The organism is Kribbella sp. NPDC059898, from assembly GCF_042730855.1.
In the GTDB taxonomy this organism is placed as follows: domain Bacteria; phylum Actinomycetota; class Actinomycetes; order Propionibacteriales; family Kribbellaceae; genus Kribbella.
This window is the reverse complement of record NZ_JBHWKR010000028.1, coordinates 1-10,869: the sequence shown is the minus strand read 5'-3', so window position 1 is coordinate 10,869 and position 10,869 is coordinate 1. Positions and strand designations below refer to the sequence as shown.

Sequence of the window (10,869 nt, the reverse complement as noted above, 5' to 3'; positions counted from 1 at the left end):
CTGCGATCATGCCAGCGCCGCGTTGAGCGTGACGACATTGACGTAAGGCTCCCCCAGGAAGCCCAGTACGCGACCGTGCGTGTTGTCCTTCACCAGTTGCTTCACCTGGTCCACGGACAACCCGCGCTCGCGCGCCACCCGATCGACCTGGATCGCGGCGTACGCCGGGCTGATGTCCGGGTCGAGACCGCTGCCGCTGGCCGTCACCGCGTCCGGCGGGACCTGCGACTCCTCGACGCCGTCCAGCGCCGCGACCGCCTTGCGCCGTTCGTCGATCGCCGAGACCAGGTCGGCGTTGTTCGGACCGAGGTTCGACCCGCCGCTGGCGGCCCCGTCATACGCGCTCGCGGACGGACGGGTCTGGAACCACTTCGGGTCGGCGACCATGATCGCGTTGCCCTTGTCGTCCTTCTTCCCGCTGTCCATCGTGTACGCCTGACCGATCAGGCCGGACGCGACGTCCTTGCCGTTCACCTGGATGACCGAGCCGTTCGCCTTCCCGTGGAACAGTGCCTGGGCGACGCCGGTCATGACCAGCGGATAGGCGATGCCGAGGACCACGGTGAACACCAGCAGGGCCCGGATCGCGACCCCGAACTGCCGTACCGAGCCGGGGAGATTGCTTGCCATTGACAAATACCTTTCAGCGGAGACCCGGGATCAGCGAGATCACCAGGTCGATGAGCTTGATGCCGATGAACGGGCTGACCAGACCGCCGATGCCGTAGATCAGCAGGTTGCGGCGGAGCATGGCCGAGGCCGACGACGGCCGGTACCGGACGCCGCGCAGCGCCAGCGGCACCAGCAGCACGATGATGATCGCGTTGAACACGATGGCGGACACGATCGCCGACTTCGGCGAGTGCAGCCCCATCACGTTCAGCTTGTCCAGACCCGGGTACGCCGCCGCGAACAGCGCCGGCAGGATCGCGAAGTACTTCGCCACGTCGTTCGCGATCGAGAACGTGGTCAGCGAACCGCGGGTGATCAGCAACTGCTTGCCGATCTCGACGATCTCGATCAGCTTGGTCGGGTTCGAGTCCAGGTCGACCATGTTGCCGGCCTCCTTCGCGGCCGACGTACCGGTGTTCATCGCGACGCCGACGTCGGCCTGCGCGAGCGCGGGCGCGTCGTTGGTGCCGTCACCGGTCATCGCGACCAGCCGACCGCCCTCCTGCTCCTTCTTGATCAGCGCCATCTTGTCCTCGGGCGTCGCCTCGGCCAGGAAGTCGTCGACCCCGGCCTCGTCGGCGATCGCCTTCGCGGTCAGCGCGTTGTCGCCGGTGATCATCACGGTCCGGATGCCGATCCGGCGCATCTCGTCGAACCGCTCCCGCATCCCGGCCTTGACCACGTCCTTGAGGTGGATCACGCCGAGCGCCCGCGCCGTACCGTCGATGCTCTCGGCAACGACCAGCGGCGTACCGCCGGACGCGGAGATACCGTCGACGATCTCGCCGAGCTTGGCATCCGCCGTACCACCGTGTTCGCCGATCCAGGCGTTGACCGCGCCCGCTGCGCCTTTGCGGACCTGCCGGTTGTCGACGTCGACCCCGCTCATCCGGGTCTGCGCGGTGAACTCCACGAACGTTGCATGCGGCAACTCTCCGGTGTGCCGCTCACGCAGGCCGTAACCCGTTTTCGCCAGTACGACGATCGACCGGCCTTCCGGCGTCTCGTCGGCCAGGCTGGACAGCTGCGCCGCATCGGCCAGCTCGGTGTCGGACACCCCGGCGACCGGGATGAACTCGGCCGCCTGCCGGTTGCCCAGCGTGATCGTGCCGGTCTTGTCCAGCAGCAGCGTGTTCACGTCACCCGCGGCCTCGACCGCGCGGCCGGACATCGCCAGTACGTTCCGCTGCACCAGCCGGTCCATGCCGGCGATCCCGATCGCGGACAGCAAGGCGCCGATCGTGGTCGGGATCAGGGCGACCAGCAGGGCCACCAGGATCACGATGCTCAGGTTCGTGTGCGCGTAGTTCGCGAACGTCGGCAGCGTCGCGGTCGCGATCAGGAACACGATCGTCAGGCTGGCGAGCAGGATGTTCAGTGCGATCTCGTTCGGCGTCTTCTGCCGCGAGGCGCCCTCGACCAGCGCGATCATCCGGTCGATGAAGCTCTCGCCGGGCTTGGTGGTGATCTTCACGACGATCCGGTCCGACAGCACCTTGGTACCGCCGGTGACCGCACTGCGGTCGCCACCGGACTCCCGGATGACCGGGGCCGACTCGCCCGTGATGGCCGACTCGTCGACACTCGCCACGCCCTCGATGACGTCTCCGTCGCCGGGGATGATCTGGCCGGCCTCGACCACGACCCGGTCGCCGAGCTGCAACTGGGTGGCGGGAACCTCCTCCTCGGCACCGTCCTTCGTCAGCCTGCGGGCGGTGGTCTCGGTCTTGGCCCGGCGCAGGGTCTCCGCCTGGGCCTTGCCCCGGCCTTCCGCGACGGCCTCGGCGAGGTTCGCGAAGACCACGGTCAGCCACAGCCAGACCACGATCCACCAGACGAACACACTCGGGTCGGTGACGGCCTTGACCGTGGACGCCACCGCGCCCACCTCGACCACGAACATCACCGGGTTCTTCCACATCACCCGCGGATCGAGCTTGCGGAGGGCGTCCGGCAAGGACGTCAGCAGCATCTTCGGGTCGAACGCACCCGACGGCGCCTTCTTCACCACCTGCTCGGCAGTCTGCTTCGGCGCCGGAGCCGGGGTCATCGTCTGGATGGTCACAGTCCCTCCGCGAGGGGTCCAAGAGTCAGTGCAGGGAAATAGGTCAGGCCGGTCACGATCAGTACGACACCGACGAGCATGGTGACGAACAAGGCCTTGTGGGTGGGCAGCGTGCCCTGGGTCACCGGTACCGGCTGCTGCTGGGCGAACGATCCCGCCAGCGCCAACGCGAACACGATCGGCACGAACCGGCCGAGCAGCATCACCAGCCCGAGAGCCGTGTTGTAGAACGGGATGTTGGCGCTGATCCCTGCGAACGCGCTGCCGTTGTTGTTACCGGCCGAGGTGAACGCGTACAGCACCTCGGAGAAGCCGTGCGGGCTGTCCGTGTTCAGGATCGACGCCCGGGCGGTCGCCAGTCCCATCGCGATCGACGCACCGACGAGTACGACGGTCGGCGTCGCGAGGATGTACAGCGAGACCAGCTTCATCTCGCGCGCGGTGATCTTCTTCTTCAGGTACTCCGGCGTACGGCCGACCATCAGCCCCGCGACGAACACCGTCAGGATGGCGAGCACCAGGATGCCGTACAACCCGGTGCCGGTACCGCCCGGTGTCACCTCGCCGAGCATCATGTGGAACAGCGGTACGCCGCCGCCGAGCGGCGTGAACGAGTCGTGCATCGAGTTCACGGCGCCGGTCGACGTACCGGTCGTGGACACCGCGAACAGCGACGACGCCCATTCACCGAAGCGCGTCTCCTTGCCCTCCATCGCCGCACCGGCCGCCTGGGTCGCGGTCCCCGCTCCCTGGACCTCGAAGAGCGTCGCGAGGACGACGAACGCGGACCAGATGGTCGCCATCACGCCGAGGATCGCGTACCCCTGGCGCTTGTCCTTGACCATCAGGCCGAAGGTCCGGGTGATGCACACCGGGATCACCAGCAGCAGGAAGATCTCGAACAGGTTCGACAGGCCGTTCGGGTTCTCGTACGGGTGCGCGGAGTTCGCGTTGTAGTAGCCACCGCCGTTGGTGCCGAGCTCCTTGATGACCTCCTGGCTGGCCACCGGGCCGCCGGGAAGATGCTGGGTCTGACCAACGACCGAGGTGACCTCGTGGCCCGCGGAGAAGTTCTGTACGACGCCGGTCGCGACCAGCACCACCGTGCCGATCACCGCGATCGGCAGCAGGATCCGCAGCGAGGTCCGGGTCAGGTCGACCCAGAAGTTGCCGAGCCGGTCGGTCTTCGACCGGGCGAACCCGCGGATCAGCGCGACCGCGACGGTCATACCGACGGCCGCCGACAGGAAGTTCTGCACCGCGAGGCCGGCGAACTGGACCAGGTGGCCCATCACCGCCTCCGGCACGTAGCTCTGCCAGTTGGTGTTCGAGACGAACGACGCGGCGGTGTTGAACGCCAGGCCGGACGGTACGTTCGGCAGGCCGAGCGACAGCGGCAGCCAGTGCTGCAGGCGCTGCAGGAGGTACAGCAGCACGACGCTGAGGGCGGAGAACGCGAGCAGCGAGCGGGCGTACACGGCCCACGTCTGGTCGGCCTTGGAGTCGACGCCGAACAGCTTGTACGCCCAACGCTCGACCCGGAGGTCCTTGCCGGACGAGTAGACCCTGGCCATGTACCCACCGAGCGGGCGGTACACCGCCGCCAGGCACGCGAGTAGGAGGCCGACCTGTAACAGGCCGGCTGCGGTGTCGGACATCAGAACCTCTCGGGAAAGACCAGGGCGGCGATCAGATAGAGGACCAGAGCAACGGCCACGACCAGGCCGGCGATCGTCATTGGGCCTCCCGTCCTGGACTGAGGAGCGGAGGGAGCGGAGCGACCGGAGCGACCGGAGCGACCGGAGCGACCGGAGCGACCGGAGCGACCGGAGCGACGAGGGAAGGACGGGAGCAACAGCCCAATGACGCGCCGCGACGGAGTCGCGGCATTAGTAGAGTCTCGGCGCTCACAGCTTCTCCACTCCACGCAACGCGAGCCAGACGGCCGCGAAGACGACGACGGTGACGGCGAGATAGATGACGTCACCCATGACGGCACCACCTCGCAGCAGAATTCCTCATGCCTTCACTGCACACCGCTGACTGCCCCGTCAGGAGGGTTCTCGCAGGTCTCTCACACCCGCCGACACACCTCTCACAGGCTTCTCACATACTTACGGCTGGCATCTCCACCCGAGAGCGAAGGAAAGATTCCGCACGTGACTGAACTGGACACCCCCGCCCCCGCCGAGCAGTTCTTCTCCGCGGAGACCCGGGCCGCGCTGGCCGAGGCCAGCCGCACACTCGCCGAGCGACTGCAGGCGCACACGGACGCGCTGCTCGCGATGACCGGCGACGAGGACCACACCACCCTGTTCGAGCACAACGCGGCCCTCGAAGGCGTCGTCGAGGACTGGAACGACGCCGTCTTCGAACACACCGGTACGACGGCCCTGCTGCTCGACGACTCGACCGACGACGAAGACGACGAGGCGACCGAGCCGGACCAGCTGATCAGCGTGGTCTCGCGCTTCGACCTCCGGATCGTCGACCTCGACGAACTCCTCGAAGCCGGCCGGGCCGCCCAGGAACGCCACCCCGCCGAACTCGACGAGTCCGGCGACCGCGAGCCCGTCGACAACGCCGAACAGGCCATCTACGAAATCAGCCGCGAGGTCGGCGAAGCCTGGTTCGACCTCCCCGGCACCGAACTCATCGCCGGCGCCCGCGCCTACGTAGTCCCCGAACCCCCCTTCGAGCCCCTCGACGCGGACGCCGAGGACGTCATCACCGAACTCATCGCCCCCAACGGCACAGCCACCCACGCCGAAACCTGGGCCTAACTCCCCGCCTGAAACGAACGCGGTGAGGGATCGGTCGCGCTCCAAGGAGGATGCGGTTAGCCCCCCGCGTGCTCCGCAGGTGCTCCGGTCGCTGCCGCTCCCTCCCGCACCCGCTCCGCGCGCTCCCACCCACCCCACCGGCTTAGCGCCGGCCCTTTTGCCCGCTGCCGCGGGCGGGTTGCGAGCTGCCGCTCGCGAGTGACAACTAGGCGGAGGTGGTGCACGAAGACCCGTGTGGTGGGTGGCGCGGGTGGTGATGAGATGACGGGGCCGCTCCCGCGCGCGGCAGACGTGCCGTACAGGTAAGTTCCAGTGCATGGGCAACCATCGGCGACCCAACCCCGCGATGCGCCTCCTCGTTCTCGGCGGCGGCTGGTTCCTCGGGAAGAGACTTATCGACGACGCGTTGGCTCGCGGGTGGGAGGTGACGGCCTTCTCACGCGGTCAGAGCGGCCGACCCCCGGCGGGAGCCCTGCACATCCGAGGCGACCGCAGGAACCCCGAAGGCCTTCGGCATCTGGCCGAGTCCGGTTCGTGGGACGCCTTGATCGACACCAGCGCCTACGAGCCGCCTGACATCGCGCTGGTCACTGACGCGTTGGCGAGACGAGTGGACCAGTACGTACTCGTCTCGACCGTCAGCGCCTATCGGGATTGGCCGGCATCCGTGGTGAACGAATCATCGCCGCTCTGGCCTTCCTCGCCGTCGCTCACGGAGGCCTCTCCGGAGCTGGCCGGCATGTCCATCGGCGAGCGGTACGGCACGCTCAAGTCAGGCTGTGAGGCGGCCGCCGTACAAGGCGCCGAACGCAGCCTGATAGTGCGGCCAGGCGTCATTCTGGGCCCAGGTGAGTACGTCGGACGCGGACTCAAGCTGGTGCAGCGAGCTGAGCGCGGCGGCCGATGGTTGCTACCTGGACCGTCCGATGAACCCATCCAGCCGATCGACGTTCGCGACGTCTCGACCTTCATCCTCGACGCGATCGAGACCAAGCGGGACGGCGCATTCAATCTGGTGGCTCCAGTCGGCCATGCAACCTACGGCGAGCTGATCGACACCTGCCTCGAGCTGACAGGACGCCGTGCGCAACCGGTCTGGGTCGATCCCCAATGGCTGGATGAGCAAGGCGTCCGTCAGTGGACCGCTGTCCCGCTGTGGCGAACAGCCAGAGGCACCTGGCAGGTCGACGGTCGACGTGCGGCCGAGACAGGGCTTGTCTGCCGACCGTTCGGCGACACGATGCGAGACTTCAAGGAAGCGCTCGACCGCGAGGGACTGATCGACCACCCGCGCCAATCCCAACTCGGCCTGCCTCCCGAGCGAGAAGCTGAACTCCTTGCCGCCTGGGACGCAGCTCAGGCGTCACGCACCGGGTAGCGCGAGCTGAGAAGCAGCCTCTGCGGTAAAGACCTCGATCTGATCCCGCAGTTCGATCGCTTCGGGGGTGTCACGCCAGTTCCGACCCGCGAGTTGGCGTGACAGGAGTCCCATCCTTCCGGTGAGTCCTTGGCGGCGCAGTGCCGCAGGGATCGTCCATACGGCGTCGAGCGCGCCGGCACTGGCATCAAGACGCCCCGCCAGAAGCTCGGCGGCGGCCATATCGACGTGCGCACGGGCCGGCGCAAGGCCACCGAACGGGTCCTCCGGGATGAGGCTGATGGCATCGCTGATCCGAGTCACCGCAGCCTCGCCTTGGCCGACCGTCAATATCGCCGTCCCGGCACAGGCTGCATGCCGAGAAGGTCCCCACCCGAACTCGCCACCTGACGCGCCATACAGCTCGTTGTCGCGTGCACGACCCATCTCGACATCTGCCAGCCGCAACGCAGCCTTGACCCGATCCGGATTTCCGAGTTCGGCCCAAGCTCGTGCCTCGATGGCACGCAACCTCGCCGTCGAGGTTCCGTCCGGCGCATTCTCAACGCTGCTCTCGATCAGGCTGATCGCTCGTCGGCTTTGCCCGCGCCAGTTGGCAATGACGGCCTGCGTGCCACGTGCCCATGCTTGCAGGTGGGCATCACCGATCAGCTCGGCGTATGTACGTGCCGAGCGGGCCTGCTCCTCGGCAGCGTCCCAGCGGGCGAGGTCGAACGACACGACCGAGAGCAGGCCACAGGCTTGTCCGGCGACTTGGTACAGCTCGCTGGTCTGGGCCGGCATGCGAGTCTTGTCGAGCAACAGATAGGCGACATCACGGATATGGCGTGCCTCGATGAGCATCTGCAACGGCGGTTTGATCTGGTAGTCGCGGGCCAATGCCAGGACCGACTCCTGCAACATCGCGATGTCGTCTGAGTCGACGGTGCCGGCGGTTCGGGCTGCGTGTTCGAAACTCTCGTGGGCGGCCATGACTGCCGCTGCCTCCAACGATTCGACGTCAACGGACAGGCCAGGCGCGGCCGTTCCGCAGGAGCGCTCGAACTCGAACGAATCTTGGGCCGAACCAAGCAGAACCTCGAAACGGTGTCCCCAGAATTCCTCGGCGACGCGGCGTGTGGCCGGTCGTGCCTGGCCGACCTCGCCGCTCATCCACCGAGCAAGATGGCGGGGCGAGAGCGTTGCCGACTCGCCCATCTCCGCTGCCTTGCGCTCGAACGCCCTGCATGTCTCGTCGATCGTCCACGATCCTTCGTGGACGATCTGTTCGAGCAGCGTTCTGTGCTGCGCCGTAGCCACCCATTCACCGTACGTCAGCCAGGTCCCCGATGTGTCGGTCTCGCGTGCTGTGGCAGCCGAACGTCCGCCGGATGGCAGCCGAATGTCAGGACTGACATCTGGCGTGTCGGCGTCCAGATGCCCTCAGATGCCGCCCACGACCTAATGGCAGTCGGATGGCAGAGATCTGTCCTGTGTCATTCATGGTGATGTCAGTTGGCACGGCATCAAGCTTCTCGTCACCAACAGTGCAACCGTGACATCGGGGTGACGCTACGTGATACCGGAAATGTGGTCTCTCTGGCTGCTTGCAGCCGTCTTGTACCTGTTCATGCTGCGGGACATCGCCGAAGAGTTACGCGGCGAATGACGACGGCCGCCGCCGTAGCCGGCCCCTGAACGGCAATCCTGTGGCGACATTCGCCTCGGATCGGTCCCTGTCCGAGCCGTCTCGTCCCCTGCGGAGGACTCGGCCAGGGATCTCAAGCCGGTTGGCGCGGGACGTGAAGCGAGTCCGTCCTGCGCCAGCCGCTCCACGCCGAGGTCCGGACGGGTTCCTCGGCCACGTGGCTGACCGGGTGGTTGGGCGCAGTGTGCCTGGGCGAGAAGCCATCCGGTCAGCCCCGTCCACACATGACCACGAGTGAGGCAGGCCGTTATGTCCCAAGTCGAGCAGATGAAGATGCAGTTGCATGCGCTAGCAGATCAGTCGCGACAGGGCGCAGCCAGTCTGGCTGGGTTCAAGCAGCGGTTCGAGCAGTCCAGCCAGCAGGTTCACGCCCTGATCCGCGGCACCGCCACGCGGGCAGACCAAGACATCGCCATCATGCTGGATGCCGCCGCGAAGTCGGTTGACCAAGCTGTTCAGTCGTTGCAGATCGCCGAAGCCGGGTGCCGTAGCTACGCCGATCAGATCTAGCCGCCCGAGGCGGCGCGCATGCAGTCCGAGTTGCAGCGGGTAGCTGAGCGGATGCTCGCCTGTCTCACCGAGGCACCACGAGCAGTGGGCTACTTGCATGACCGAGCCAGGAAGTGTCGCGACGCCGCGGCCTGGATCGGCAACCAGAGCAGCAACCCGAACGCCCGCATGGCCGCCATGCAGCTCGATGACGCAGCGCGGCGGTGCGAGGAGGCTGCTCATCACCTGTCCATGGCAGAGGCTCGCGCCAAGCAGTGGGTCGAACAGATGGTCAGCGGCATCCGAACCGTCGAACCAACCCGAAGATCAGCGGACAACCGACCGCTCTTCCCAGGTCGAAAGCAGTCTCCTGGACAACCGCGACACGAAGAGCCCAAAGCCAACAAGTCCGCAGGTACTGGCGACGAGGTGGGGCCCGAGGACGAGTCGCCGACGGCGCGGGTGAGCGACGAAGAAGGACGGCGGTTGTTCGGCAAGCTGCCGAAGCGGGAGGAGTCGGCTGTTGGCCGTCCGAAGACGCGAGGCATCTGGAAAGATGCCGATGACAAAGAACACCCGCTCACCAGCGGCCGACGCAACAGCGACAGCAGTGGCGACGACCCGTACTACCAACAGGTCAAAGAGTTCATGCGCGAGCACCGGATCGGCCGCCAGGACGCCGACCCTATGGTGGCATCGCACGTCGAGGCCAAGTTCGCGCTGTTCATGCGCGAGCGCGGACTAATGCACGAGACGATCGTAGTCAACAAGGTCCCATGTCCCGGCCGATTCGGCTGCGACCAGTTGCTGAAACTGTTCCTGCCACCGGGAGGTACCTTGACCATCTTCGGCCCAGACGGCTTCAAGCAGACCTATCCAAAACCTGAGTGAGAACGGACGACCGACAGATGTCGAAGACCGTAGAGGCGTACTACAGACCCAGCGACGGACCGACCCTGCTCAAGAATGCCGACGACGTCGACGCCCTGATCGATACCGTTCTGGCCGAACCGTTCGGCAACTCAGTCATCGCGCTCTACAGCGCTGCCCGCCCTCTGGTGGCGGCCGGCGTACCCGACCACGAGTTGCGAGTCGCCCTCCACGCCGAGGCCAACGTCGGCGGCATTCGATACGCCGGTGACGACGGTGCGCAGGAAGGCAGCTGGTACGTACCTGGGCAGGTCAGCAGCCGCGAAGAGGTCTTCTACTACTACGCGGGTCATGACCAGGGCTGGCCGCAGGACTCCGAAGTCACAATCGAGCAGGTGCGCCGGGCGGCACGGGAATTCGTCTCCGGCAACGGCGCACGACCGGGATCATTCGAGTGGCGAGCATGGCCCGAGGCCGTCAGCTGACGGCTTGTACCTTGGCGACTGGCAGCCACGGCCGTGAATACTCATCAGGGGCCGTAGCAGAGTTCGTGGGATCAGCGACCGCTGCCGTCTGAGTTGCCGTGGGCGACTGCGGCGGCCAGCGCGCGGTTGCCCGATCGCAGGCGAGCTGGAGGTACCCGCGCCACTCACCACGAGTGGCTCAACAGAGTGCGCTCGCCAAGCAGTCACTCGCGAGCGGCAGCTCGCAACCCGCCCGCGGCAGCGGGCAAAGAGCCGGCGCTAAGCCGGTGGGGTGGGTGGGAGCGCGCGGAGCAGGTGCGGGAGGGAGCGGCAGCGACCGGAGCACCTGCGGAGCACGCGTGGGGTGTACTAGTGTCCCCCGCCAGGAATCCTTTGAATATATGCGTTGAGTCGTTCGAAGATCTGGTCGGCGGTCTTGGTCCAGGTGAACGGTCGCGGGT

The 10,869-nt window shown here is 66.6% G+C and carries 10 protein-coding genes; 5 read left to right on the top strand and 5 right to left on the bottom strand.

Annotated elements, in window-relative coordinates; all coding sequences use genetic code 11:
• Window positions 1–6 precede the first annotated feature (6 nt).
• From kdpC to kdpF, 4 genes are all read right to left on the bottom strand, one after another.
• Entirely contained in the window at window positions 7–630 is a 624-nt protein-coding gene (gene kdpC, locus ACFV9C_RS43370; RefSeq protein ID WP_380203715.1) for a K(+)-transporting ATPase subunit C, read from the bottom strand.
• A 13-nt stretch (window positions 631–643) separates the two neighbouring features.
• A complete protein-coding gene (gene kdpB, locus ACFV9C_RS43365) occupies window positions 644–2,644 on the bottom strand; it encodes a potassium-transporting ATPase subunit KdpB (RefSeq protein WP_380203795.1) in 2,001 nt (666 codons plus the stop codon).
• 89 nt (window positions 2,645–2,733) lie between these two features.
• Window positions 2,734–4,395, bottom strand: a complete 1,662-nt coding sequence (gene kdpA / locus ACFV9C_RS43360; protein ID WP_380203713.1) for a potassium-transporting ATPase subunit KdpA — start codon at window positions 4,393–4,395, stop codon at window positions 2,734–2,736.
• On the bottom strand, window positions 4,395–4,475 hold the full coding sequence (gene kdpF / locus ACFV9C_RS43355) for a K(+)-transporting ATPase subunit F (RefSeq protein WP_329006097.1): 81 nt from the start codon (window positions 4,473–4,475) through the stop codon (window positions 4,395–4,397). Before kdpF ends, kdpA begins: the two co-directional genes overlap by 1 nt.
• Before the next feature lie 421 nt (window positions 4,476–4,896).
• Between kdpF and ACFV9C_RS43350 the strand changes: the two genes are divergently transcribed.
• A complete protein-coding gene (locus tag ACFV9C_RS43350) occupies window positions 4,897–5,520 on the top strand; it encodes a hypothetical protein (protein WP_380203711.1) in 624 nt (207 codons plus the stop codon).
• Between the two features lie 316 nt (window positions 5,521–5,836).
• Entirely contained in the window at window positions 5,837–6,898 is a 1,062-nt protein-coding gene (locus tag ACFV9C_RS43345) for a hypothetical protein (RefSeq protein WP_380203709.1), read from the top strand.
• Here ACFV9C_RS43345 and ACFV9C_RS43340 read toward each other — a convergent pair.
• Entirely contained in the window at window positions 6,884–8,197 is a 1,314-nt protein-coding gene (locus ACFV9C_RS43340; protein ID WP_380203707.1) for a hypothetical protein, read from the bottom strand. The two genes, ACFV9C_RS43345 and ACFV9C_RS43340, sit on opposite strands and share 15 nt — an antisense overlap.
• Window positions 8,198–8,834: 637 nt before the next feature.
• Here ACFV9C_RS43340 and ACFV9C_RS43335 point away from each other — a divergent pair.
• The 3 genes from ACFV9C_RS43335 to ACFV9C_RS43325 are packed head-to-tail and all read left to right on the top strand — an operon-like array spanning window position 8,835 to window position 10,429.
• Entirely contained in the window at window positions 8,835–9,095 is a 261-nt protein-coding gene (locus tag ACFV9C_RS43335) for a hypothetical protein (RefSeq protein ID WP_380203705.1), read from the top strand.
• Between the two features lie 18 nt (window positions 9,096–9,113).
• Window positions 9,114–9,965 carry a DddA-like double-stranded DNA deaminase toxin gene (locus tag ACFV9C_RS43330; RefSeq protein WP_380203702.1) on the top strand — a complete coding sequence of 284 codons (852 nt, stop codon included), beginning with the start codon at window positions 9,114–9,116 and terminating at the stop codon, window positions 9,963–9,965.
• Between the two features lie 17 nt (window positions 9,966–9,982).
• Window positions 9,983–10,429: an Imm1 family immunity protein gene (locus ACFV9C_RS43325; RefSeq protein ID WP_380203700.1), complete on the top strand. Its 447-nt coding sequence runs from the start codon at window positions 9,983–9,985 to the stop codon at window positions 10,427–10,429.
• Window positions 10,430–10,869: the final 440 nt, after the last annotated feature.

What these genes read in the sequence shown, in the direction of transcription:
- kdpC (WP_380203715.1), bottom strand. Translation starts at nt 630, where the DNA reads ATGGCAAGCAATCTCCCCGGCTCGGTACGGCAGTTCGGGGTCGCGATC.
- ACFV9C_RS43345 (WP_380203709.1), top strand. Translation starts at nt 5,837, where the DNA reads ATGGGCAACCATCGGCGACCCAACCCCGCGATGCGCCTCCTCGTTCTC.
- kdpF (WP_329006097.1), bottom strand. Translation starts at nt 4,475, where the DNA reads ATGACGATCGCCGGCCTGGTCGTGGCCGTTGCTCTGGTCCTCTATCTG.
- ACFV9C_RS43330 (WP_380203702.1), top strand. Translation starts at nt 9,114, where the DNA reads ATGCAGTCCGAGTTGCAGCGGGTAGCTGAGCGGATGCTCGCCTGTCTC.
- ACFV9C_RS43335 (WP_380203705.1), top strand. Translation starts at nt 8,835, where the DNA reads ATGTCCCAAGTCGAGCAGATGAAGATGCAGTTGCATGCGCTAGCAGAT.
- kdpB (WP_380203795.1), bottom strand. Translation starts at nt 2,644, where the DNA reads ATGCTGCTGACGTCCTTGCCGGACGCCCTCCGCAAGCTCGATCCGCGG.
- kdpA (WP_380203713.1), bottom strand. Translation starts at nt 4,395, where the DNA reads ATGTCCGACACCGCAGCCGGCCTGTTACAGGTCGGCCTCCTACTCGCG.
- ACFV9C_RS43325 (WP_380203700.1), top strand. Translation starts at nt 9,983, where the DNA reads ATGTCGAAGACCGTAGAGGCGTACTACAGACCCAGCGACGGACCGACC.